20 protein-coding genes are annotated in these 24,630 nt (G+C 42.9%); 16 read left to right on the top strand and 4 right to left on the bottom strand.

Annotated features, from left to right (window positions below; all coding sequences use genetic code 11):
- Positions 1-42: 42 nt before the first annotated feature.
- Positions 43-936: a LysR family transcriptional regulator gene (locus AABS66_RS03945; RefSeq protein ID WP_349422346.1), complete on the top strand. Its 894-nt coding sequence runs from the start codon at positions 43-45 to the stop codon at positions 934-936.
- A gap of 53 nt (positions 937-989) precedes the next feature.
- On the opposite strand, the gene pta is transcribed toward AABS66_RS03945, so the two are convergent.
- Together pta and ackA are read right to left on the bottom strand one after the other, a co-directional pair.
- Positions 990-3,134 (bottom strand): phosphate acetyltransferase, encoded by a 2,145-nt coding sequence (pta, locus tag AABS66_RS03950; RefSeq protein ID WP_206082361.1) that lies wholly within the window; start codon positions 3,132-3,134, stop codon positions 990-992.
- A gap of 71 nt (positions 3,135-3,205) precedes the next feature.
- Positions 3,206-4,408: an acetate kinase gene (ackA, locus tag AABS66_RS03955; protein ID WP_206082360.1), complete on the bottom strand. Its 1,203-nt coding sequence runs from the start codon at positions 4,406-4,408 to the stop codon at positions 3,206-3,208.
- 598 nt (positions 4,409-5,006) lie between these two features.
- On the opposite strand from ackA, the gene yfbV reads away from it, so the two are divergent.
- The 5 genes from yfbV to AABS66_RS03980 all read left to right on the top strand — a co-directional run bounded on the left by yfbV (position 5,007) and on the right by AABS66_RS03980 (position 9,753).
- Positions 5,007-5,462, top strand: a complete 456-nt coding sequence (gene yfbV, locus AABS66_RS03960) for a terminus macrodomain insulation protein YfbV (protein WP_206082359.1) — start codon at positions 5,007-5,009, stop codon at positions 5,460-5,462.
- Positions 5,463-5,612: 150 nt separating this feature from the next.
- Complete coding sequence (locus AABS66_RS03965) at positions 5,613-6,107, top strand: YfbU family protein (RefSeq protein WP_206082358.1); 495 nt, start codon at positions 5,613-5,615, stop codon at positions 6,105-6,107.
- 478 nt (positions 6,108-6,585) lie between these two features.
- Complete coding sequence (locus AABS66_RS03970; RefSeq protein ID WP_272574092.1) at positions 6,586-7,260, top strand: sugar phosphatase; 675 nt, start codon at positions 6,586-6,588, stop codon at positions 7,258-7,260.
- An 88-nt stretch (positions 7,261-7,348) separates the two neighbouring features.
- The gene (locus AABS66_RS03975) at positions 7,349-9,178 is read left to right on the top strand and encodes an SLC13 family permease (protein WP_206082356.1); all 1,830 of its coding nucleotides are present in this window, start codon (positions 7,349-7,351) and stop codon (positions 9,176-9,178) included.
- 155 nt (positions 9,179-9,333) lie between these two features.
- Complete coding sequence (locus AABS66_RS03980) at positions 9,334-9,753, top strand: hypothetical protein (RefSeq protein ID WP_272539645.1); 420 nt, start codon at positions 9,334-9,336, stop codon at positions 9,751-9,753.
- Between the two features lie 92 nt (positions 9,754-9,845).
- Here the strand turns inward: AABS66_RS03980 and yfbR are convergent, their stop codons facing one another.
- Complete coding sequence (yfbR, locus tag AABS66_RS03985) at positions 9,846-10,427, bottom strand: 5'-deoxynucleotidase (RefSeq protein ID WP_206082354.1); 582 nt, start codon at positions 10,425-10,427, stop codon at positions 9,846-9,848.
- Between the two features lie 201 nt (positions 10,428-10,628).
- Here yfbR and AABS66_RS03990 point away from each other — a divergent pair, with 201 nt between their 5' ends.
- On the top strand, positions 10,629-10,760 hold the full coding sequence (locus AABS66_RS03990; RefSeq protein WP_430224600.1) for a hypothetical protein: 132 nt from the start codon (positions 10,629-10,631) through the stop codon (positions 10,758-10,760).
- A gap of 549 nt (positions 10,761-11,309) precedes the next feature.
- Here AABS66_RS03990 and AABS66_RS03995 read toward each other — a convergent pair.
- A complete protein-coding gene (locus AABS66_RS03995) occupies positions 11,310-12,524 on the bottom strand; it encodes a pyridoxal phosphate-dependent aminotransferase (protein WP_206082353.1) in 1,215 nt (404 codons plus the stop codon).
- Between the two features lie 802 nt (positions 12,525-13,326).
- Here AABS66_RS03995 and AABS66_RS04000 point away from each other — a divergent pair.
- From AABS66_RS04000 to nuoI, 9 genes are all read left to right on the top strand, one after another.
- Positions 13,327-14,250, top strand: a complete 924-nt coding sequence (locus tag AABS66_RS04000; protein ID WP_206082352.1) for a LysR family transcriptional regulator — start codon at positions 13,327-13,329, stop codon at positions 14,248-14,250.
- 1,100 nt (positions 14,251-15,350) lie between these two features.
- A complete protein-coding gene (locus AABS66_RS04005) occupies positions 15,351-15,794 on the top strand; it encodes an NADH-quinone oxidoreductase subunit A (RefSeq protein ID WP_206082351.1) in 444 nt (147 codons plus the stop codon).
- Positions 15,795-15,812: 18 nt separating this feature from the next.
- A complete protein-coding gene (locus tag AABS66_RS04010; protein WP_004912254.1) occupies positions 15,813-16,487 on the top strand; it encodes a NuoB/complex I 20 kDa subunit family protein in 675 nt (224 codons plus the stop codon).
- Between the two features lie 74 nt (positions 16,488-16,561).
- Positions 16,562-18,364 carry an NADH-quinone oxidoreductase subunit C/D gene (nuoC, locus tag AABS66_RS04015; RefSeq protein ID WP_371006958.1) on the top strand — a complete coding sequence of 601 codons (1,803 nt, stop codon included), beginning with the start codon at positions 16,562-16,564 and terminating at the stop codon, positions 18,362-18,364.
- 2 nt (positions 18,365-18,366) lie between these two features.
- On the top strand, positions 18,367-18,915 hold the full coding sequence (gene nuoE / locus AABS66_RS04020) for an NADH-quinone oxidoreductase subunit NuoE (protein WP_206082349.1): 549 nt from the start codon (positions 18,367-18,369) through the stop codon (positions 18,913-18,915).
- On the top strand, positions 18,912-20,270 hold the full coding sequence (nuoF, locus tag AABS66_RS04025; RefSeq protein WP_206082348.1) for an NADH-quinone oxidoreductase subunit NuoF: 1,359 nt from the start codon (positions 18,912-18,914) through the stop codon (positions 20,268-20,270). The genes nuoE and nuoF overlap by 4 nt, the downstream gene beginning before the upstream one ends.
- A gap of 89 nt (positions 20,271-20,359) precedes the next feature.
- The gene (gene nuoG, locus AABS66_RS04030; RefSeq protein WP_206082347.1) at positions 20,360-23,092 is read left to right on the top strand and encodes an NADH-quinone oxidoreductase subunit NuoG; all 2,733 of its coding nucleotides are present in this window, start codon (positions 20,360-20,362) and stop codon (positions 23,090-23,092) included.
- Entirely contained in the window at positions 23,092-24,069 is a 978-nt protein-coding gene (gene nuoH, locus AABS66_RS04035) for an NADH-quinone oxidoreductase subunit NuoH (RefSeq protein ID WP_206082346.1), read from the top strand. Before nuoG ends, nuoH begins: the two co-directional genes overlap by 1 nt.
- A 14-nt stretch (positions 24,070-24,083) precedes the next feature.
- A complete protein-coding gene (gene nuoI, locus AABS66_RS04040) occupies positions 24,084-24,626 on the top strand; it encodes an NADH-quinone oxidoreductase subunit NuoI (protein WP_004259834.1) in 543 nt (180 codons plus the stop codon).
- Positions 24,627-24,630: the final 4 nt, after the last annotated feature.

Raw genomic sequence — 24,630 nt, forward strand, 5'->3', positions numbered from 1 at the left:
CTGATTAGGAAATGAACATTTTTATAAGGTGATATTCGCCAGATGAATAACTTAAGAAGATTAGATGTGAATCAATTAGTTACCTTATTGGTACTATTGCGAGAACGTCATGTTAGCCGTGCTGCGGAGGCTTTATATAAAAGCCAGCCCGCAGTTAGTCATACTTTGAATCAGCTTCGTGAATTATTTCAAGACCCACTTTTGGTGCGCCGGCAGGGGCAGTATCAATTAACCAGTAAAGCGGAATCATTATATGGGCCATTAGCACAGGCATTGGAACAGTTGGACTACTTGATTACTCAGCAAGACTTTCAGCCTGCTTTGTGCCATCGACGGTTTAATATTGCGCTGTCAGATTATGGTGCGGCAATAATTGCACAACCGCTTACGCATTATCTGCGATTGCATGCACCTGATGTGGATTTGAAAATTTGGCATTGTAGCCGAGAAGAAATGCAAAACAAGTTGCTAGAAGGGAGTTTAGATTTAGCATTTGGCGTGTTTAATGCGCTAGATAATACACTACGTGCACAGTCGGTTTTCCAAGATAAAATGGTGAGTGTGGCAGATAAATCAATTTGCCCAAATGGAACGATGGAGCTGAACGAATGGTTATCTTATCCGCATGTTGCAGTGAGTATGAAACCGTTTGATACAAACGAGGTGGATTTACAATTAAAACGCTTAAATCAGCACAGGCGTGTCGCTATAACAGTACCTTATTGGCAAGTTGCTCCACAACTTATTGTAGGTACAGATCTCATCTTAACTATCGCTCAAAAGATTTTTTCACAGAAAATAGATGAACACTGTGTGATATTTGAGCCGCCGATTGCTATTTCGCCTCTTGATTTTCAAATGATTTGGCATGAACGAAGTGATGCAGATAACGCGTTGAATTGGCTAAGAGAGATTATTGTTAGTTTATTAATATAATAAAAAATGCCAGTCAGTGACACTGGCTGGCATTCATCGCAATAATTGATTAACTATGCGTTTTCGTTTTGTACTGCTTGGATAGCGGTTAACGCAACGGTATAAACGATATCATCAACTAACGCACCACGAGACAAGTCATTGACTGGTTTACGCATACCTTGCAGCATTGGGCCGATTGATACGAGGTCAGCCGAACGTTGTACCGCTTTATAGGTGGTGTTACCCGTGTTCAGATCAGGGAAGATAAACACCGTTGCTTTACCTGCAACAGGGGAGTTAGGCGCTTTCGATTTCGCCACATCAGCCATTACCGCTGCATCATACTGCAATGGACCATCAATCATCAGGTCAGGGCGTTTTTCTTGCGCTAAACGGGTTGCTTCACGCACTTTTTCAACATCACTACCTGCGCCTGAATCACCTGTTGAGTAAGAGATCATTGCAACACGCGGGTCGATACCAAACGCTTTTGCAGAATCCGCAGATTGGATAGCGATTTCAGATAATTGCTCAGCGGTTGGATCTGGGTTGATTGCACAGTCACCATAAACAAAGACTTGCTCAGGTAACAACATAAAGAACACCGATGAAACCAGTGAGCTACCTGGCGCAGTTTTGATCAACTGAAGTGGTGGACGGATAGTATTGGCGGTGGTATGCACTGCACCTGAAACTAAGCCATCTACTTCGCCTTTTTCGAGCATCAATGTACCGAGAACCACGTTATCTTCAAGTTGTTCACGAGCAACAACTTCGGTCATGCCTTTGCTCTTACGCAGCTCAACAAGGCGTGCAACGTATTCTTCACGAACCTTAACTGGGTCAACGATTTCAATACCCGTACCTAATTCAATACCCTGTGCAGCAGCAACACGGCGGATATCGTCAGGGTTGCCTAACAGAACACACGTTGCGATACCGCGTTCAGCACAGATAGACGCTGCTTTAACCGTACGAGGTTCATCACCTTCAGGCAGAACGATACGTTTGCCCGCTTTGCGTGCTAATTCGGTTAATTGGTAGCGGAACGCTGGTGGTGACAAACGGTTTGGACGTTCAGAGTCAGCTACTAAAGATTCAATCCAGTCGCTACTAATATGGCGAGCCACGTAGTTTTGAATTTTTTCGATACGTTCATGGTCATCCGCAGGTACTTCTAAGCTGAAGCTTTGTAGGTTTAGGGAGGTCTGCCATGTGTTGCTTTTCACCATGAAGACAGGTAAGCCCGTTTCGAATGCTTGTTCGCACAGTTGACGAATAGGGGCATCGATGTTGTAGCCACCCGTTAACAGAACTGCACCAATTTCAACACCGTTCATTGCCGCTAAAGATGCTGAAACCAGTACATCAGGGCGGTCAGCAGAGGTCACTAACAGTGAGCCTGGACGGAAGTGCTCAAGCATGTGCGGGATGCTACGCGCACAAAATGTGACAGATTTAACGCGGCGAGTTTTGATTTCACCTTCGTTAACAATCTCCGCACCTAAGTGTTTTGCCATGTCGATTGCACGCGTGGCGATTAAATCGAAGTTCCATGGAATAGACGCGAGCACAGGCAGATTTAGCGCAGAAAGTTGCTTAGGATCGAGATTTGCAACGGTTGCTTTGGTTGAATCATCAAAGATTTCAGATAGATCAGGGCGAGTGCGGCCTTGTTCATCAACGGGTGCATTCACTTTATTAATGATAACACCGATAATATTTTTATTACGTTGACCACCAAATTCGTTACGAACCAGCTCTAAACGCTCTTGCATTTGAGTGATTGAGCTGTTGCCCGTCGCAGTAACAAAAACAATTTCAGCGCCTAACGTTTTGGCTATCTCATAGTTTAATGACTGAGCAAAAGAGTGTTTACGCGTTGGCACTAAGCCTTCAATTAAAATCACTTCCGCATTTTTAGTGTGATCATGGTAACGAGCCACGATCTCTTCCATTAATACGTCTTTTTTAGAGGATGTCAGCAGTGATTCAACGTATTCCATGGTCAGTGGTTCAACAATGGTCGTAATACTTGAATGGGAGCGCAGAACTTCAGTAGTTTGGTCTTTATTGCCAGAGATGCGGGGCTGTGCGATAGGTTTGAAAACGCTTAATTGAACACCTTTTTGTTCCATTGAGCGAACGACACCTAGGCTAACGCTTGTTAAGCCAACGCTGGTGCCGGTAGGTATTAACATAATTGTACGTGACACGGGAACCTCTTTATTTCGGTTACTCTAATGACAAAACGATACCGCCAGCATTTGCTGGCGGTAGAAGTTTCTTATGCGGTTAAACGCGCAGTATCTTGAGCGATAACCAACTCTTCATTGGTTGCGATAACCAGCGCTGGACGGCTGTTATCGGTAGTGATTAAACCTTCTTTGCCGAAGCGTGCCGCTAAGTTACGTTCGTGGTCATATTCGAAACCAAGGATAGCCAGTTTCTTCAGGGTAATTTCACGAACTTGTGCGGAGTTTTCACCAATACCACCTGTGAAGATGATAGCATCAAGACGGCCTTCCATCAGTGCACTGTATGCACCAACGTATTTCGCTAAACGGTGGCAGAAAACGTCCATTGCACGGGTTGCATCTTCTTTTGTGCCATAGTTGTCTTCAACATAGCGACAATCGCTTGTTACACCAGTTAAGCCTAATAAGCCAGATTCTTTAGTCAGCATTTTGTTGATTTGATCAACACTCATGCCTAAAGCGTCATGTAAATGGAAAATGATGGCAGGGTCGATATCACCACTACGTGTTCCCATGACTAAGCCTTCTAATGGGGTTAAGCCCATAGAGGTATCAACACATTGACCGTTAACAATCGCAGTGACAGAACCGCCGTTGCCTAAATGGCAAGTGATAACGTTTAATTCTTCAACAGGTTTGTTGAGTTTTTTCGCCGCTTCACGAGAAACATAGAAATGGCTTGTGCCGTGTGCGCCGTAACGGCGGATGCTATGTTCAGAATACAATTCGTATGGCAGGGCATACAGATAGGCTTCTTGTGGCATTGTCTGATGGAACGCGGTGTCAAATACAGCCACGTTTTTGTTGATCAGATGAGGGAATGATTTTCTTGCCTCTTCAATACCAATTAGGTGAGCAGGGTTATGCAGTGGAGCAAATGGGATTGCCGCTTCAATACCTTCAATCACGTCGTCAGTGATTAAAACAGAAGAGGTGAATTTCTCGCCGCCGTGAACAATACGGTGACCGATCGATGTAATTTGCGCTGACAACTCAGGTTTTTCAGCAAGAATGGTGTTAACAATGAAATTCAATGCTTCGCTATGCGCCGCACCAGCACCTAAAGGAGCTTCCTTTTTAGCACCATCCATTTTCCATTTAATACGGGCTTCAGGGAGATTGAAACACTCAGCTAAACCGGATAAAAACTCGTCACCGTTAGTTGGATCGATGATGGCGAATTTCAGTGAGGAGCTACCGCAGTTTAGAACCAGTACCAGCTTACTTGACATGGAAATACCTATCGTTAATTGTTGTTGTGAAGCCTTTAAAAAACATGAAAAAGACTCAGATATAAAAATATGGCGTGTTAGAGCCTAGCGTATTTATGACCTGAAACATCATGATTGATATCATGTTAAAGGCGAAAAAGTTAAAGATCTTGGTAATCTTCAAGGGTTTTATAAAGCTATCGTTACTCTTTTGTGCAAAGTGCAATATAAAAGAAAACTTCGCATCTGGTGTTGAAATAACGACCAAAACCCCAATATATAACTGTTGTCTATCTTTTTATTAAAAAGATGGATAAAGCGATAAAGTAACAAATTCAACAGCAATTCTAAATGTGGCAGATTCTACTAAAAATATTTTATATTTTATACGTTTTTTTTAAAAATAGGTCGTTTGATTGATTAAAATCATAAGTGTCGTATAAAGTGTAGTTATAGCACGAAGTTAGGTATTTATTAGAATAGCTGATTTTAATGAAAGTCGCTTATCTTAAGGTAAATTGAATAAAATAATTTGTTTAACTTAAGTGTGCGTTCTTGTTCACAATGGCGTAAGCTTAACGGCAGCTAGTCAGTTTTAGAAGTGCATAGGAAACGATTCATGAGTACATTGCAAAATACACCTCCAGGTTTTTTTAAACGTTTCAGATTAGGCAATCGCTATCTGAAAATTTTTCCTATGGAAAAAAAACTGTCACCTATCTTCCCTGAAATCAGAATTAATAAAGCGGTACGTTTTGGTATTCGCTTTATGCCACCCATTGCTATTTTCACGCTCGCCTGGCAAATCGCTTTAGGTGGGCAGCTTGGCCCCGCCATCGCAACCGCATTATTTGCTTGCAGTTTACCAATGCAAGGGTTGTGGTGGTTAGGGAAACGTGCGTCTACACCATTGCCATCTGGCTTGCTGAGCTGGTTTTATGAGATCCGTGATAAATTTACGGCGGCTGGAATAGCAATGGCACCTGTTGAACAACAGCCTGATTATATGGCGTTGGCTGACCTTCTTAAGCGTGCATTTAACCAATTAGATCGCTCTTTTATGGAAGATGTTTAGCAAAAAATGGCTGTACAGTTATTGTTAAAAGCTAGATTTAACAATAAGTAATACAAAAAGCGTGTTTAGATCAATAAAAGCGATGTTTTCACTGTCTTAGATGTGGGTTGAGTGCGAAGATAAGCCATACTTTTCTGTAGGAGAGCTGTGATGGAAATGACGAATGCCCAACGCCTGATTTTATCAAATCAATACAAAATGATGACAATGTTAGACCCAGATAACGCGGAACGTTATCGCCGCCTGCAAACGATTATTGAACGCGGTTTTGGGTTACAGATGCGTGAGCTAGACAGAGATTTCGGTCATTTAAGCGAAGAAACGTGTCGCACAGTGATTGAAATTATGGAGATGTACCATGCACTGCAAGTTTCCTACAGTAATTTGCCTGAAAAACAAGATATTGATGGTCGCCGAGTCCAATTTTTAGGTTTTGATGCAGCAACAGAAGCACGCTATTTAAGCTATGTGCGTTTTATGGTGAACACAGAAGGGCGTTATACCCATTTTGATAGCGGAACTCATGGGTTCAACTCACAAACGCCAATGTGGGAGAAATATGTGCGGATGTTGTCGATTTGGCATGCGTGTCCAAGGCAGTATCATCTATCAGCGGTGGAGATTTCCCAGATCTTAAACGCCTAATGCTCGTCATTCTTCGCGCTGTCGCGGTGTTGACTGCGTTCGGCTACTCGGGTCACATACTTTTGTATGCTCCCCGAGATATCCTCTCTGGTCGCCTAGCGACAACGCGAATAATTTAGAGCATATTTGCTCGTCGTATTTTGCGCTGTAGCGGTGTTGACTTCACACACGAACCCTAGTCACATACTCATGTATGCTCCTAGGGATTAGCGCGCTTGCCGCCTAGCTACAGCACAAACTCCTTAGAGCAATCTCGTCATACTTCACTTTATCGCTTAGCGACAACGCGGATAATTTAGAGCGCCAAATTTCATTCTTTTCTCATGATTTTTACTTCTCATACGCATTCAAATCTAAGCCTTAATATCAATTCTTAATTATTTTTAATATTGAGGTTGCGTGTATGTGCCCATTTAGCGTTAACTAATGGGCCAGAATCGATTCAATTATTATGTGAATAGCAAATAAAGGGGTAGACGTGAAATTAAAGGCAAAAGGGTTTCTATTTGATTTAGATGGCACATTGGCAGATTCCTTGGCAGTGGTTGAGCGCTGTTGGTGTAAGTTTGGCGAACGAATTGGTGTAGACTCGGCCGAAGTCATTAATTTTATCCATGGAAAACCCGCGTTAACTAGTTTGCGTCACTTTTTACCCGAGGCGAGTGATGAAGAAATTATGGGGTATTTTCGCTGGTTAGAAAAAATGGAAAGTGAAGATGTGGAGGGCGTTGTGGCCCTACCTGGTGCGATTGCCTTGCTGTCACGTTTAAATGAAATTGGAGCTCCGTGGGCAATTGTCACATCGGGGACAGTGCCAATTGCTCATGGCCGCCAACAAGCGGCGGGACTGCCTGAGCCAAAACATTGGGTAACATTTGAAAAAGTGTCCAAAGGTAAGCCTGATCCAGAACCGTTTATGTTAGGGGCTAAAGCACTTTCATTGCCTGAAAAATCCTGCATTGCCTTCGAAGATGCCCAAGCAGGCATTCATTCCGCACTTAGTGCAGGTTGCCAAGTGGTCGCAGTCCATGCTCCAGAAAGCTTACCGCGTCGTGATGAAATTGATGTAATTGTCAGTTCGTTAGAGCAAATTTCTGTTATGGGACCAGACATTAATGGGGATTATGAACTTTTAGTGTCAAAGTTACCTTAATCGTGATCTAATCAAAGAAATTCTCCGTAAAACGTGGTTAACTAAAGAAAATCTTTAGCAATGTTTTTTTTCGTCGAAAGGGGATATTTTGAACGGAGAATTGCTGTGGGTATTAACCCTCCTACTGATAGCGGTCGTTCTTTTTACCACGAATAAAATCCGCATGGATGTGGTGGCATTACTGGTGATTGTTGCGTTTGTGCTCAGCGACACCTTAACATTAGAACAAGCGACATCAGGCTTTGCTGATCCGAACGTGTTATTGATAGCGGCATTGTTCGTTATTGGTGATGGTCTCGTTCGTACAGGGATCGCATATCAAATGGGGGATTGGCTTGTTCGCGTTGCAGGAAGTAGCGAGAGCAAAATGTTAGTGTTTTTGATGCTGACAGTCGCTGGGCTCGGTGCCTTTATGAGCTCGACAGGTGTTGTTGCCATTTTTATTCCTGTCGTGTTGAGTGTTGCTGCGCGAATGAAAACATCGCCAGGTAGATTAATGATGCCACTAGGCTTTGCAGGGCTAATCAGTGGCATGATGACCCTAGTCGCAACGCCACCTAACATGGTCGTAAATAGTGAGTTAGTACGCGAAGGCATCAAAGGCTTTCAATTTTTCTCAATTACCCCTATTGGTATTCTTATTTTGCTGGCAGGTATTGCCTATATGTGGTTAACACGTCGCTGGTTGGGCAGTAATGAGCCTGATAAACTTCCTGAACGCTACCGCCGTACCTTCCGTGATTTAATTCGTGATTATAAGCTGACAGGCCGTGCACGCCGCTTAGCTATCCGTAAAGGTTCACCGTTGATTGGCCATACCCTTGATGAACTCCATTTACGTTCACGTTATGAAGCTAACGTGGTGGGGATTGAGCGCTGGCGGAAATTTCGCCGTGTGATGGTCAGCGCAACGGGCGGAACAGAGCTACGTGAACGAGATGTTTTATTGGTCGATATTTCTGTAAGTGATGACGATTTACGCCTATTTTGCAGTGAACAATTGCTTGAGCCAATGATTTTACGTGGAGACTATTTCTCTGACCAGTCCCGTGATGTGGGGATGGCGGAAGTTTCTATGAACCCAGACTCTGAGTTACTGGGAAAAAGTTTACGGGACATTAAGTTTCGTACACGATACGGTTTGAACGTGGTGGGTATTCGCCGTGATGGTAAGGCATTAGATGGCAAGTTAGTGGATGAGCCTCTACGCCTTGGTGATATTTTGTTGGTGATCGGTGATTGGAAACTCATTCGTATCTTATCGACAAAACCACGTAATTTTATTGTGCTAAATTTGGCTGCTGAGGTTGAAGCCGTTGCGCCAGCTGCGTCACAAGCACCACATGCCTTGTTTTGTCTCGCACTGATGGTTGCCATGATGGTAACCAATGAGATCCCAAATTTTATTGCAGCTTTGATAGCTTGCTTACTGATGGGTAAATTCCGCTGTATTGACATGGAAAGCGCGTACAAATCTATTCACTGGCCAAGTATTATTTTAATCGTCGGTATGATGCCGTTTGCTATTGCTTTGCAAGAAACGGGCGGTATTGCCCTTGCGGTTGATGGCCTAATGAAGGTCGCAGGGGGGTTAGGCCCACATGTGATGCTACTGTGTTTATTTATTCTGTGTGCCACTATTGGGTTGTTTATCTCTAATACTGCCACGGCAGTCCTTATGGCCCCTATTGCGATTGCTGCTGCACGGCAAATGGAGGTATCCCCTTTACCATTTGCAATGGTAATTGGTATCGCAGCATCTGCTGCATTTATGACTCCCGTTTCATCACCCGTTAATACCTTAGTGCTTGGCCCTGGGGGATATAAGTTTTCTGACTTCTTAAAAATTGGTGTACCGTTTACGATTATTGTGATGTTTATCAGTATTGCGGTTATTCCAATACTATTTCCGTTTTAAGTCAATATAAAAATAACTTCAATAAAGGGCTCTAAATATAATAGAGCCCTTTTGATATTAAAAATAATAAATTTATAATATTTAATATCTTTTAAAAGTGAATTCTCTACTGATATTCTCTTCAACTCACTACATATCAATTATAGGATAATGAAATGAGTCAAAATGAATCGTGGGGAGATGAGCGTTTTACTTACGGTTACTGTGATTTTGAAAACTATTGGGGGGAAGAGTTATCAAGTGTTGAATTAACTCACTTTGTTTCTGGTTATTTTGATGTAACCAAAAAATTAAATACCTCAAAGACAATTTATGACATTCCAGATAGGACTGAACTGAAAAGAATATTTACCATATTATTTGAGCGAGCTACAATAGATTCATATGATTTTTGGTCAATAAAACTTGTAACTAAGAGTGGGGCGGTTTATGAAACTAAAGAGCCTTTACGTTGTACTATCTCCATTGATGATTCTGAGTTTGTAATATTAGGCGTTAATGGGGATGCAAAAACATTGTATGTTGCATTCTCTACAATGATAGGTTGTAGTGTAAAGTTAAACAAAGTTGGTTAAGCTATTTTATAAGGTGAAGTTAGATCTAGCCTACAGTTTTTAGATTGGTAAATTAACAGATATATAAGTAGATATAACATACTACTTATATATTAATTGCTAATTTCATCTAACGAAAGCGTAAAACCTGGAACAAATTTTTCCATAAAATAATCCATTTCAGGGCTTTTTCTTTCTGCTAGCATTTTTTCAAGGCGCTTTTTGGCCAATTTAAATTCGCTATTTCCCGCAGACAACTCTTCCAAACATTTTAAATAAGCACACAGGGAATCTGCTTGCTTAACAATAAAATGTTCTTCTTCAGATTGTAAGTCTTCAATAATTAACTCCCTGAAGTCATCTTGAAGCTCATCAGGTAGCATATCCAACAGCTTTTGTTGGGCAAATTTTTCTATTTTTTTGTATTCATAGGCAATTTGTTGATTATGGTATTTGATAGGCGTAGGCAAATCTCCAGTAATAACTTCACTGGCATCGTGGTACATGGCAAGTAAAGCAATACGAGATGCATCAACATTACCCCCAAATTTTTTATTCTTAATGATGGCAAGTGCATGAGCAACCATCGCAACTTGTAAGCTGTGTTCGGAGACATTTTCCGTTCGGACATTACGCATGAGTGGCCAACGGTGAATTAGTTTCATTCTAGCAAGGTGTGCAAAAAAGTAGCTCATAAGTCCTCATAAACAGTGGTATACAATGGGTAAATTATAACGCGTATAGGCTCGGAGGGATATGTATTTATGCCAAGTTATTATTTAAAGTAAATCAAAATAACGATAATTAGCTCTGTTGAAAAATAATGTTTAATTAAAAAATCGATGACTTATTATCTAATTTTGATGAAGGTGATATTAGATAATAAAGGGGTTAATATGGCTAATAACGAACGCGTGCAAAAAGGTTTTGTTTCTATAGAAAACTATTGGGGTGACAAAATTAAGTCGATTATAGTGATGCACAGTGCAGATAATATAGAAAAAACGGAGGGTCTGTTAATAATATAAGCCATGGTAAAAAAAGAAAATGTTTTTCACTTTTATTATTAAACCAACTTGTTTCCATTTAAAAATATGTGGAAAGTGATTGTAATCACTATTGATGATGAGGTTTATGAGACTGATGGCTATTTCTCATGTTCCATTACTGCTTCGGACAAAGGTGTTGCAGTTATAGGCGTTAATGGTGATACGAAAACGGCGTATATTTCTTTTTCTGAGTCAGTAAGTTGCTCCGAAAAATTAAGACGTGTAAAACGCTATTCTATGTTTGATGGTCAATCTGTGAGATATCTTAGATAAACTATTTAGTTGTGTTTATTTTAATTTGATTTACCTATATTAATATTTATAATGGAGATTCACTAAGTAAATCTTCAAGGAATATTATGAAATACTTTCCTTTCATACTTTTAGGCTTTTTCCTGGTTGCGATATATATAATTTCCATTATTTGATAATCAAAATAACACATTCATTTAATGATGATTACACTTTGAATTAATAAAGCCTCCGAATTTGGAGGCTTTATTAATAATAGATAATCTAAATAAGATGTTATTGACGATAGCCTTCAAGGAAGCGGCCAAATTTATTAATTGCCATTTCAAGATCGTCAGCATAAGGTAAGGTCACGATCCTAAAATGATCGGGTTCTGGCCAGTTAAATGCTGTACCTTGGACTAATAACACTTTTTCTTGCAACAGCAAGTCAAGGATCATTTTTTGGTCATCATGGATATTAAAACGCTTAATATCAATTTTGGGGAACATATACAGTGCGCCTTGTGGCTTCACACAAGATACACCTGGAATTTGGTTAATGAGTTCCCACGCACGGTTACGCTGCTCATATAAACGCCCACCGGGTTGAATAAATTCACTAATACTTTGGTAACCACCTAATGCGGTTTGGATAGCGTGCTGCATAGGGACGTTGGCACACAAACGCATTGAGGCTAGCATTTCTAAGCCTTCAATATAGCTTTTTGCATGTTTTTTCGGGCCATTAAGTACCATCCAACCTTGTCGGAAACCTGCAACACGATAGGTTTTTGATAGCCCATTGAATGTAATTGTTAATAAGTCAGGTGCTAATGCCGCAATAGAGTGATGAACTGCATCATCATAAAGAATTTTATCATAAATTTCATCAGCATAGATAATTAGATTGTGTTGACGAGCCAGTTCAACAATCTCTAATAGCAAATCTTTGCTATATACAGCACCTGTTGGGTTATTGGGATTAATGACCACAATACCACGAGTTCTTGGAGTGATTTTGCTACGAATGTCCTCAATATCTGGCATCCAGCCTTGTTGCTCATCACACATATAGTGCACCGCTTTCCCGCCAGAAAGCGAAACCGCTGCAGTCCAAAGTGGGTAGTCAGGGGCTGGGACTAACATTTCATCGCCATTATTAAGCAGTGCTTGCATCGCTTGGACAATAAGTTCAGATACACCGTTGCCGATGTAAACATCTTCTACTGTCATTTCGTGAATACCACGAGCTTGGTAATGTTGGACGATGGCTTTACGAGCAGAATAGAGCCCTTTGGAGTCACAATAGCCTTGGGAACTTGGTAAATTGCGTAAGACATCCACAAGAATTTCATCAGGTGCTTCAAAGCCAAACGGTGCCGGGTTACCAATGTTCAGCTTGAGGACTTTATTACCTTCCTCTTCTAAGCGTTTTGCTTCTTTTAATACGGGCCCACGGATGTCATAGCAGACATTATCGAGCTTGCTGGATTTAGTTAGATTATTCATTGTTCTCTCATTACCCTAACGGGATTGCATTGGTAGGGGGGCCGGCTTTATTGTCTTACTGTACTCCTCCCTCAGAAGCTTTTGAAGATGCAAGGTTATTTTTGGTGTAAAAGGTTGGTTAAAGTATAAATGTGATGTTTGACATCTTATTATCTTTTTTATGTTGGTTTAATATTTCAATTAACACACTTATGTTGGATTTATATCTCGATAATATCGTGTCTTTTGGTGTGTAAATATAAAAAAAAAGGAAAAATAACAGTTGAACTAAAAAATTGTATCAAAATGTAATATTAAGCCTAGATTCGTTAGTTTAGTCATAAATTTCACTGCATATTGCCCTTTTTTTATATTTTTTTGACCGTTTTTGTTAGTAATATTGATTGTTTTGCTCAATAATTTTTAATTAAACATATACTTAAAATACATAACGCATTGAAATTTAAGAGCGTAAAAAAATAGTGAAATGAATTTTATAATGTGCTTACATTAAAATAATTGCGATTACATTAAATATGTTACTATTTAGCGGTACTTTATAAAGCGTTTCTTTAATCAGATTCTGTAAGAGAATACACTTTTTGTTAACACTATTTTTGATTGATTGGCAGTACCCTGTTTATACCAGCATTGATGTTATTCGTTAATAACGGGTTGGTTATAACTAGATAAAATAATGAGTAGTCATTGCAAATCTAAGGATTAGAGATGCACTAGATGAGTAGTATTAAATTATATCGCTGATTCTCATGGAGGAGAGCAGAACACCAGGTAACATAAATATTATATAAGAGAATGAACGATGATAAATTCCAATCGTCCCATCATGAACTTAGATCTGGACTTGCTGCGTACGTTTGTTGCAGTCGCTGATCTAAATACATTCGCAGCTGCGGCTGCAGCAGTGTGTAGAACGCAATCTGCGGTAAGCCAGCAGATGCAGCGTTTAGAGCAACTTGTTGGCCGTGAGCTTTTCGCTCGTCATGGGCGTAATAAACTCCTCACAGCGCATGGTTTACAATTACTGGGTTATGCACGACAAATCTTGCGTGCTAATGATGATGCAACAGCATCATTAACCTATAACGATGCTGAAGGCGAATTACGTATCGGTGCATCTGATGACACTGTTGATATCCTTTTGCCATTTTTGCTAAATCGTATCGCTTCTGTGTACCCACGCATTGCGGTTGAAGTTCGCATTAAGCGTGCTCAATTTATTGAATCAATGCTGGATAACCATGAAATCGATTTAGCATTAACAACAGCGCGTATTAGCCATCACCCAAAAACGGCATTAAGAACCGTGCCAGTGCTATGGCATAGCTCGCCTGATTTCCAATTACGTCATAACGAGCCGATCCCATTAGTTGTAATGGATGAAACTAACCCATACCGCAAACTTTGCACGCAAGCATTGGATGACGCAGGATTACCATGGCACATCGCCTATGAAGCCGCGTCGCTACCTGCAGTACGTGCTGCAGTAACAGCGGAAGTCGGGGTGACTGCACGCCCAATGGAAATGCAAAATGCGGATTTACGTATTTTAAATGAAACAGATGGTTTGCCGCGTTTGCCTGATATTCAATATTGGCTATATAAGAATGCAGATGAGCAGAAAGATTTTGTTTTGACCGTCTTTAGCGCCATTGAAAACAAAAAAATTCCTTATGTTGCTGCATCGGCAAGTGAACTTGCTGATGGGAGCGAAATGAATAATTAATCGTTTCAGGTGATATTAACTGACTGTTAATATACGCGAGTATACAACGAATAAAACGGTAATTCCTATTTTTTTAGGAATGCCGTTTTTTTTTATATCAAAAATTTGCATAAAAAAAGTGTGGGTAAAATATTTGCAATCTAATTATTTTACGCAAATGCAATGAGCGGCTCAATTCAAAGAAATATATCGACTAAAGTGATATTTACTAGGGGAAAGTATAACCATGATAAGCTAGGGGAAATGCCATTCTTTTTTGGATGCATCTATCTACAGAGTAAGATGCTTCGTAACTGAAACGATTATTTAATACTGATGTGTTAAATTTTCAATATTGGGGAGAGAGTATAAGAAATCATTTTAAAACAAGGTATAAATATTGAGCGATGGTTTTGAGAAATCGTTATCAAGTTCAAATTTATCATTTTTTTATCGATTTCAGTACACAAAACCTGCAATTAACCACTTAATAAGTATGGTTAAATGTTGAAGACCATGAAATAATTGTGATGTAGTTGGCAGAACCTGAATTTCATTTTTTAGTTAACAATTTGTTACGCTATTAACAATCTTTTTTTGCTGAATTGATAAAATAGCACTGGATTGTCAGCGGGTTAGTGAAACTGTTGAGTAAAAAAGCGTTACATGTTCTTAAAGTAAAATTGAACGTCATGTAAACAAATTGAGTACTTTTTCAATAAATCTGTGCGTTAGATCAAATAAAAAGCGCAATTTTTCATCTGTTAAGACAGGTTTTTCCTGCGATAATAGTGTAGTAAAAACGAATAATCAGTTAAACTAGTTTGAGTGTTTACTTGTGTTTCATTACACTGACACGTTTTAGCAGATCATGAGTACTTTTTGTTATTTTAATGTTTTTTGTGTGTGAGTTTTTTGTAACAAATACGGGTTATTTTACCTAATTTGGGTAAAGTAAATTGTAATGAGAGAGGACAAACCAAACGCAGTCATCAGACTGATTTATGTTTGGTGATGATTTTTGGTCTTTCTTCTCGATTAACTGGGCAATTGTGGTGCAATACTGCCGTGTTGTAAAAAAGAGCAGTTTACGCACCATAAGTAATGAGTAAGCAACGAGTATGTCTACATCAATCCTAGCGTTAGCCCATAACTGGGCGTTTGCGATATTCCTTATCGGCACTATCGGTCTTTGTGCTTTCATGTTGGTCGCAGGTCACTTCTTAGGTAGCCGCGCCAAAGCCAGAACAAAACATGTTCCTTACGAGTCAGGTCTTGATTCGGTCGGTAGTGCACGTCTTCGTATGTCTGCTAAGTTCTACTTAGTCGCCATGTTCTTCGTTATCTTCGATGTTGAAGCCATGTTCTTATTTGCATGGTCAGTTGCCATCCGCGAAGCGGGTTGGGTTGGTTTCATCGAAGCCGCGATCTTTATTTTGGTATTGTTGGCGGGATTGTTTTATCTGGTTCGCGTAGGAGCATTGGATTGGACTCCAGTCCGTTCCCGCGGAAAAGTGAAGCATCCTAGTGAAGTTATTAAAATCAGCAATCGTCATCCGCAGTAAAAAGCGAGGCATTATACAATGGATTATACGCTCACCCGCATAGATCCGAACGGTGAGAACGACCGTTACCCACTGCAAACCCAGGAAATCGTAACAGATCCTCTGGAGCAGCAAGTTGAAAACAGTGTGTACATGGGGAAACTTTCTCATGCACTTCACGATGTGGTTAACTGGGGGCGCAAAAACTCTCTATGGCCATATAACTTTGGTCTTTCATGTTGCTATGTAGAAATGGTGACTTCGTTCACGGCTGTTCATGACGTAGCCCGTTTTGGTGCGGAAGTACTTCGTGCTTCACCTCGTCAAGCCGACTTCATGGTTGTTGCGGGAACCTGTTTCACAAAAATGGCGCCTGTTATTCAACGTCTGTATGACCAAATGCTCGAACCAAAATGGGTTATTTCCATGGGTTCATGTGCCAACTCTGGTGGCATGTATGACATTTATTCTGTGGTACAAGGCGTCGATAAATTTATCCCTGTAGATGTGTATATCCCAGGTTGTCCACCACGCCCAGAAGCCTATATGCAGGCTCTGCTTCTGTTGCAAGAATCTATCGGTAAAGAGCGTCGTCCGCTCTCTTGGGTCGTTGGAGACCAAGGGGTTTACCGTGCCAATATGCAATCAGAAAGAGAAAGAAAGCATGGTGAACGTATCGCAGTGACTAACCTGCGTACACCAGACGAAATTTAAGGCTTAAAGCCATACAGCGTAACAGAGCAATGTTGTTGCGAAATAATAAACCTGATCAAGCGTTATGGTGAAGAATGATGACAGATCAGATAGCGCAAGCGAGTAGTACCCAGCCAGGATGGCAGACGCAGGATCATTTAAATGACCCTGTGCTTCTGGAACTGCGCAATCAATTTGGGCCGGATGCCTTTTCTGTTCAAGCAACCCGCACTGGTATGCCAGTGATATGGGTTCGTCGTGAACAATTACTGGAAGTTGTCGATTTCCTGAAAAAATTACCGAAACCGTATGTCATGTTATTTGACTTACACGGGGTAGATGAACGTCAACGAATTCACCGTCAAGGTCTGCCAGAGGCAGACTTTAGTGTTTTCTACCACATCATCTCCATCGACCGTAACCGCGATATCATGTTAAAAGTCGCTCTCAATGAGAAAGACTTAAACGTGCCTTCTGTGGTTTCACTGTTCCCGAATGCGAGTTGGCATGAGCGTGAAGTGTGGGATATGTTTGGGATCACCTTTCAAGGTCACCCAAATCTGCGTCGCTTGCTGATGTCACCAAACTGGGAAGGTCACCCACTGCGTAAGGATTACCCTGCGCGTGCAACTGAGTTCGACCCCTTTGTTCTGACGAAACAGAAACAAGATCTGGAAATGGAAGCATTGACTTTCAAACCAGAAGAGTGGGGCATGGCGCGTGGAAATGAAAACGAAGATTTCATGTTCCTGAACTTAGGGCCTAACCACCCATCATCACACGGTGCGTTCCGTATCGTACTGCAACTTGATGGTGAAGAAATTATCGACTGTGTGCCAGATATCGGCTACCACCATCGTGGTGCTGAGAAAATGGGTGAACGCCAGTCATGGCACAGCTACATTCCATACACTGACCGCATCGAGTATCTCGGCGGTTGTGTGAATGAAATGCCATACGTGTTAGCCGTTGAAAAACTGGCTGGCATCGAAGTGCCTGATCGCGTGAAGACCATTCGTGTCATGCTGTCTGAGCTATTCCGTATCAACAGCCACTTGCTGTATATCAGTACGTATATCCAAGACGTCGGTGCAATGACGCCTGTATTCTTTGCGTTTACTGACCGCCAAAAAGTGTATAACGTGATTGAAGCGATCACGGGTTTCCGTATGCACCCAGCATGGTTCCGTATCGGTGGTGTTGCACACGATTTACCGCGTGGTTGGGAAAAACTGCTGCGTGAGTTACTCGACTGGCTGCCAAAACGTTTAGAATCTTATGTCACGTCAGCACTGAAAAACTCCATCTTAAAAGGCCGTTCAATTGGTACAGCAATGTACAACAAAGAAGAGGCTCTAGCTTGGGGGGTAACAGGTGCAGGTTTACGTGCAACAGGCGTTGATTTCGACGTGCGTAAATGGCGTCCATATTCAGGCTACGAAAACTTTGAATTCGATATTCCTATCGCACACAACGGTGACTGTTATGACCGTGTGATGATCAAAGTGGAAGAGATGCGCCAGAGTATCCGTATTCTTGAGCAATGCTACAAGAATATGCCAGAAGGCCCATTCAAAGCCGACCATCCATTGACGACACCGCCACCAAAAGAGCGTACGTTGCAGCACATTGAAACCCTGATCAACCACTTCTTGCAAGTGTCTTGGGGCCCTGTGATGCCTGCGAATGAATCATTCCAGATGGTTGAAGCCACGAAGGGTATTAACAGCTACTACCTGACCAGTGATGGCAGCACGATGAGCTACCGCACACGTATTCGTACTCCGAGTTATGAGCACTTACAGCAAATTCCTTCGGTGATCAGAGGTAGTTTAGTTTCGGACTTAATCGTCTATCTGGGTAGTATCGATTTTGTAATGTCGGATGTGGATCGCTAACCATGCATAATGAACATAACGAAAATGAGAAGCACAACGAGCTCAATGTCGTGAATGTGTTTGAACCGCAAGTCAATCATGGCTTTGTCTTAACAGAGAAAGAGCGTGCAGAGATTGAAGGTGAGAAACACCACTACGAAGATGCGCGTGCTGCCTCAATTGAAGCACTAAAAATTGTGCAAAAAAACCGCGGTTGGGTTGAAGATGGGGCTATCCATGCGATTGCTGACGTCTTAGGCATTCCAGCCAGTGACGTTGAAGGGGTGGCCACATTCTATAGCCAAATCTTCCGTCAGCCAGTAGGTCGCCACATTATTCGCTATTGCGACAGTGTTGTTTGCCATATTACAGGTTATCAGGGCTTAGAAGCTGAGATCATTAAACAGCTGAATATTCGCCCAGGTCAAACAACAGCTGATGGCCGCTTTACGTTGCTGCCAACCTGTTGCTTAGGTAACTGTGACAAAGGTCCAACGATGATGATCGATGAAGACACTCACAGCTACGTACAGCCTGAAAATATTCAAAAATTACTGGAGCAGTATCCATGACAAATTCTGTTAATCCAGTGATCCGTACTGCCGAAACTCATCCTCTAACATGGCGTTTGCGTGATGACAATCAGCCTGTTTGGTTAGATGAGTACCGTAGTAAAAACGGATACAAAGGTCTTGAGCGTGCGCTTAAAGGCATGGCGCCAGATGAAGTTGTGAATCTCGTGAAAGACGCAGGCCTGAAAGGGCGTGGTGGCGCGGGCTTCTCAACAGGTCTGAAATGGAGCCTGATGCCAAAAGACGAAAACATGAAACTGCGTTACTTCTTATGTAATGCGGATGAAATGGAACCAGGTACTTATAAAGACCGTCTATTGATGGAACAACTGCCTCACCTGTTAGTTGAGGGGATGATAACAGGGGCTTATGCACTGAAAGCCTATCGTGGTTATATCTTCCTGCGTGGTGAATACGTTGAAGCCGCACAAAACCTGCGCCGGGCCATCGAAGAAGCCAAAGCAGCGGGTCTATTAGGTAAAAATATCCTCGGTTCTGGATTCGATTTCGAACTGTTTGTGCACACGGGTGCTGGGCGTTATATCTGCGGTGAAGAAACTGCGTTGATTAACTCCTTAGAAGGTCGCCGTGCAAATCCACGTTCTAAACCACCATTCCCTGCAACATCAGGTGCTTGGGGTAAACCGACTTGCGTAAATAACGTCGAAACTATCTGTAACGTGCCTGCAATTTTAGAGCACGGTGACCAGTGGTATATCGATTTAAGCGCAGGTAAGAGTAAAGATGCCGGCACAAAACTGATGGGCTTCTCTGGCCGTGTGAAAAACCCAGGTCTGTGGGAATTACCGTTTGGTACCACCGCGCGTGAAGTGCTTGAAGACTACGCGGGTGGGATGCGCGATGGCTTGAAATTAAAAGCATGGCAGCCAGGTGGGGCAGGGACAGACTTCCTGACCAATGACCACCTCGATTTACCGATGGATTTCGAAAATATTGCTAAAGCAGGCAGCCGTTTAGGGACTGCATTGGCGATGGCAGTTGATCATGAAATCAACATGGTTTCGTTAGTGCGTAACTTAGAAACCTTCTTTGCGCGTGAATCTTGCGGTTGGTGTACACCTTGTCGTGATGGATTGCCGTGGAGTGTGAAAATTTTACAAGCACTGGAAAAAGGCGAAGGTCAACCAGGCGATATTGAAACATTAGAGCAACTTTGCCGTTTCTTAGGCCCAGGTAAAACCTTCTGTGCTCACGCACCAGGTGCAGTTGAACCGCTGCAAAGTGCTATCAAATATTTCCGTGATGAATTCGAAGCGGGTATCTCGCAAAAAGATCTGCGCAATTTAGTGCAGATTGCAGGTATTCAGCCAAACCTGCTGAAGCAGCGCTGGTAATCGTTTCGCGATTGAGCAACCGCGAACGAGATTTTTCACGAAGAACGTATTTTTGATTAACGCCTGCTTTATGCGGGCCTTTGGGAAGCATGCTGACTATGGCTACAATATATGTAGACGGCAAAGAATATGACGTTAACGGGTCTGAAAACCTGTTACAAGCCTGTCTTTCTCTCGGGCTAGATATTCCTTATTTTTGCTGGCATCCAGCGCTGGGAAGCGTTGGCGCTTGCCGCCAGTGTGCGGTTAAGCAGTATCAGAACGCGGATGATACCCGCGGTCGCCTAGTAATGTCTTGTATGACACCGGCAACGGAAGGCACCTTCATCTCTATTGATGATGAAGAAGCCAAGCAATTCCGTGAAAGTGTTGTAGAATGGCTGATGACCAACCACCCACATGACTGTCCAGTCTGTGAAGAGGGCGGTAACTGCCACCTGCAAGATATGACGGTGATGACTGGCCATAACATGCGTAAATATCGTTTTACGAAACGCACACACATTAACCAAGATCTGGGGCCTTTCATTAGTCATGAAATGAACCGCTGTATCGCGTGTTACCGTTGTGTTCGTTACTATAAAGATTACGCAGATGGCACGGATTTAGGGGTTTATGGAGCTCACAACTACGTGTACTTCGGTCGTACAGAAGACGGCACGCTGGAAAGTGAATTTTCTGGCAACTTAGTCGAAGTCTGCCCGACAGGGGTATTTACTGACAAAACCCACTCTGAGCGCTATAACCGTAAATGGGATATGCAATTTGCACCAGGTATCTGCCAACAGTGCAGTATCGGTTGTAATACTAGCCCAGGTGAACGTTATGGTGAAATTCGCCGTATCGAAAACCGTTATAATGGTTCTGTTAACCACTATTTCTTGTGTGACCGCGGTCGCTTTGGTTACGGTTACGTTAACCGCAAAGACCGTCCACGTCAGGCTGTCTTGAACAAAGATGGTGTTAAACAGGTTATCTCTGCTATTGAAGCAATGCAAAGCGGTGCACAAATTATCAATCAAGCGAAAAAAGTGATTGGTATTGGCTCTCCACGTGCAAGCATTGAGAGCAACTACGCATTACGTGCATTAGTGGGTGCAGAAAACTTCTATTCTGGTATCTCCACAGGTGAGCAAAGCCGTTTAGCGCTGATGCAAAATATTCTGCAAAATGGTGGTATCTATACCCCAACGCTGCGTGAAGTTGAAGGTTACGATGCGGTACTGGTTCTGGGTGAAGATTTAACTCAGACAGGTGCACGTATGGCACTTTCTGTTCGTCAAGCGGTGAAAGGTAAAGCACGTGAAATGGCCGCCGCACAGAAAGTGGCTGATTGGCAAATCGCGGCAATCATGAACATTGGTCAACATGCGAAATATCCGCTGTTTATCACCAACGTTGATGATACCCGCTTAGACGACGTTGCGGCTTTTAATTACCGTGCACCAGTTGCTGACCAAGCGCGTTTCGGTTTTGCTATCGCCAATATGATTAACGGTGAGGCGCCTGCGGTTAACGACTTGCCAGCGGACCTTAAAGCGAAAGTGGAAACCATCGCACAAGCCCTTTCAAGCGCGAAAAAACCACTGATTATCAGCGGTAGCCACAGCGCGAGCGATGCGATGATCCAAGCGGCAGCGAACGTGGCATTTGCACTGAAAGCGAAAGGCGCACAAGTGGGCTTATCTTACTTAGCCTCTCATGCGAACAGCTTCGGTTTAGCGATGATGAACGCACAGCCATTAGACAGCGCATTAGCTCGCATTGAAGCGAACGAAGCGGATGTGGCTATCGTTATCGAAAATGACCTTTACCGTCACAGCAGTGTGGATGCAGTCAATAGCGCATTAGCGAAATTGAGCCACCTGATTGTTGCTGATCACCAGCAAACTGACATCATGGATAAAGCAACGCTTGTTCTGCCAGCGGCGAGTTTCGCAGAAGCAGACGGTACGTTGATTAACCAAGAAGGTCGCGCACAACGTTTCTTCCAAGTTTTCGACCCAACTTATTACGACAAAACTATCGTGATGAACGAAAGCTGGCGCTGGATGCACTCGCTGCAAACAGAAGCGCAAGAACGTGATGCAGATTGGTCGCAACTTGACCATGTGATTGCTGACTGTGTGGCTGCATTACCGCAATTTGCGGGTATTGTGGATTCAGCACCGAAAGCCTCATTCCGTATCCGCGGACAAAAATTAGCGCGTGAGCCGCATCGTTACAGTGGTCGTACAGCAATGCTGGCGAACCAATCTGTGCATGAACCACGCCAACCGCAAGATATTGACTCTCCATTTGCTTTCTCAATGGAAGGGAACAACAGCCCAACCGCACCACGCCAGCAAATTCCATTTGCATGGGCGCCAGGTTGGAACTCACCTCAAGCGTGGAATAAATTCCAAGCGGAAGTCGGTGGCCATTTATTATTTGGTGACCCTGGTGTGCGCCTGTTCAATTCAACAGAAAGTAAATTGGCTTACTTCACTGATATTCCAGCAGCTTACCAAGCAGCGGATGCGCAGTGGGTAGTCGCGCCGTATTACCATCTGTTCGGTAGTGATGAAATGTCACAGCGTTCAGAGGTGATTCAACAGCGCATGCCAGAGCCTTATATCATGCTGAGCACGCAAGATGCTGCGGCACTTGGTTTGGCAGCAGGGACAAAAGCTGAGTTTAGCCATGCAGGTCAAGGATTTAACTTGACTGTACGCATCAGCAACAACCTGTCGACAGGTCAAATTGGCTTACCATTAGGGATGCCAGGTATCGCACCTTCAATGGCTGGCGTGTCAGTCAATAATCTGCGGAGGGGAGCATGATGGATTGGATTTCTCCTGAAGTGATGGAAGTATTAATTTCCATCCTCAAATCTGTCGTCATTTTATTGGTTGTTGTGACTTGTGGGGCTTACATGAGTCTGGGAGAGCGCCGTATTCTCGGTCTGTTCCAGAATCGTTATGGCCCAAACCGCGTTGGCCCGTTTGGGATGGGCCAGTTAATCGCCGACATGTTCAAAATGCTGTTTAAAGAAGACTGGATCCCACAGTTCGCGGACAAGAAAATCTTTACGCTAGCGCCAGTTATCGCATTTTGTTCACTGTTCCTTGCATTCGCCATCGTGCCTGTCAGCCCGACTTGGCACGTAGCAGACTTAAACATTGGGATTTTATTCTTCCTGATGATGGCTGGTTTGGCGGTGTATGCGGTTCTGTTCGCAGGTTGGTCAAGTAACAACAAATATTCATTATTAGGGGCGATGCGTGCTTCGGCACAAACCGTCAGTTACGAAGTGTTCTTAGGCTTATCTTTAATGGGCGTAGTCGCACAAGCGGGTTCATTCAACCTGATTGATATTGTGAACTCCCAAGAAGGCATGTGGAACATTATTCCTCAATTCTTTGGTTTTTTGACCTTTGCGATTGCGGGCGTTGCGGTATGTCACCGTCACCCGTTTGACCAACCAGAAGCAGAACAAGAGATTGCGGATGGTTACCACGTTGAATACTCAGGGATGAAGTTCGGTCTGTTCTTCGTTGGTGAGTATATCGGTATCGTAACGGTTTCTGCCCTGATTGTGACGCTGTTCTTTGGTGGCTGGCATGGCCCGTTCCTGCCGTCATTCTTGTGGTTTGCTATCAAAACTGGCTTCTTCATGATGATGTTCATCCTGATCCGTGCCTCTTTACCGCGTCCACGTTATGACCAAGTGATGTCTTTCGGCTGGAAAATTTGTCTGCCATTGACGCTGCTTAATCTGCTGGGTACTGCAGCAGTGATTTTATACAACGCTCAGTAAGGGGTGATTGAACCATGACATTGAAAGAGTTATTGGTCGGTTTCGCCACCCAAGTACGTAGTATTTGGATGGTCGGCCTACATGCGTTCGATAAACGCGAAACGCAAATGTATCCAGAAGAGCCGGTTTATCTGCCACCCCGTTACCGTGGTCGTATCGTGTTAACCCGCGATCCAGACGGTGAAGAGCGTTGTGTTGCGTGTAACTTATGTGCTGTTGCTTGCCCAGTGGGATGTATCTCACTGCAAAAAGCGGAGCACGAAGATGGACGCTGGTATCCGGAATTTTTCCGCGTTAACTTTTCGCGTTGCATTTTCTGTGGTCTGTGTGAAGAGGCTTGCCCAACGACGGCAATCCAATTAACACCTGACTTTGAAATGGCCGACTGGCGACGTCAGGATCTGGTTTACGAGAAAAATGACCTGTTGATTTCAGGTCCAGGTAAATATCCTGATTATAACTTTTACCGTAAATCGGGTATGGCGATTGCAGGTAAAGACAAAGGTGAAGCGGATAACGAAGCGAAACCAATTAACGTCAAAGACCTGTTGCCATAAGGAG

It is taken from the genome of Providencia sp. SP181 (genome assembly GCF_050446505.1).
Lineage (GTDB): Bacteria > Pseudomonadota > Gammaproteobacteria > Enterobacterales > Enterobacteriaceae > Providencia > Providencia vermicola.

Excerpts from the sequence above, each read along its gene's own strand:
- AABS66_RS03945 (WP_349422346.1), top strand. The coding sequence starts at position 43 with ATGAATAACTTAAGAAGATTAGATGTGAATCAATTAGTTACCTTATTG.
- ackA (WP_206082360.1), bottom strand. The coding sequence starts at position 4,408 with ATGTCAAGTAAGCTGGTACTGGTTCTAAACTGCGGTAGCTCCTCACTG.
- yfbV (WP_206082359.1), top strand. The coding sequence starts at position 5,007 with ATGAGTACATTGCAAAATACACCTCCAGGTTTTTTTAAACGTTTCAGA.
- AABS66_RS03965 (WP_206082358.1), top strand. The coding sequence starts at position 5,613 with ATGGAAATGACGAATGCCCAACGCCTGATTTTATCAAATCAATACAAA.
- AABS66_RS03980 (WP_272539645.1), top strand. The coding sequence starts at position 9,334 with ATGAGTCAAAATGAATCGTGGGGAGATGAGCGTTTTACTTACGGTTAC.
- yfbR (WP_206082354.1), bottom strand. The coding sequence starts at position 10,427 with ATGAGCTACTTTTTTGCACACCTTGCTAGAATGAAACTAATTCACCGT.
- AABS66_RS03990 (WP_430224600.1), top strand. The coding sequence starts at position 10,629 with ATGGCTAATAACGAACGCGTGCAAAAAGGTTTTGTTTCTATAGAAAAC.
- AABS66_RS03995 (WP_206082353.1), bottom strand. The coding sequence starts at position 12,524 with ATGAATAATCTAACTAAATCCAGCAAGCTCGATAATGTCTGCTATGAC.
- AABS66_RS04000 (WP_206082352.1), top strand. The coding sequence starts at position 13,327 with ATGATAAATTCCAATCGTCCCATCATGAACTTAGATCTGGACTTGCTG.
- AABS66_RS04005 (WP_206082351.1), top strand. The coding sequence starts at position 15,351 with ATGTCTACATCAATCCTAGCGTTAGCCCATAACTGGGCGTTTGCGATA.
- AABS66_RS04010 (WP_004912254.1), top strand. The coding sequence starts at position 15,813 with ATGGATTATACGCTCACCCGCATAGATCCGAACGGTGAGAACGACCGT.
- nuoC (WP_371006958.1), top strand. The coding sequence starts at position 16,562 with ATGATGACAGATCAGATAGCGCAAGCGAGTAGTACCCAGCCAGGATGG.
- nuoE (WP_206082349.1), top strand. The coding sequence starts at position 18,367 with ATGCATAATGAACATAACGAAAATGAGAAGCACAACGAGCTCAATGTC.
- nuoF (WP_206082348.1), top strand. The coding sequence starts at position 18,912 with ATGACAAATTCTGTTAATCCAGTGATCCGTACTGCCGAAACTCATCCT.
- nuoG (WP_206082347.1), top strand. The coding sequence starts at position 20,360 with ATGCTGACTATGGCTACAATATATGTAGACGGCAAAGAATATGACGTT.
- nuoH (WP_206082346.1), top strand. The coding sequence starts at position 23,092 with ATGGATTGGATTTCTCCTGAAGTGATGGAAGTATTAATTTCCATCCTC.
- nuoI (WP_004259834.1), top strand. The coding sequence starts at position 24,084 with ATGACATTGAAAGAGTTATTGGTCGGTTTCGCCACCCAAGTACGTAGT.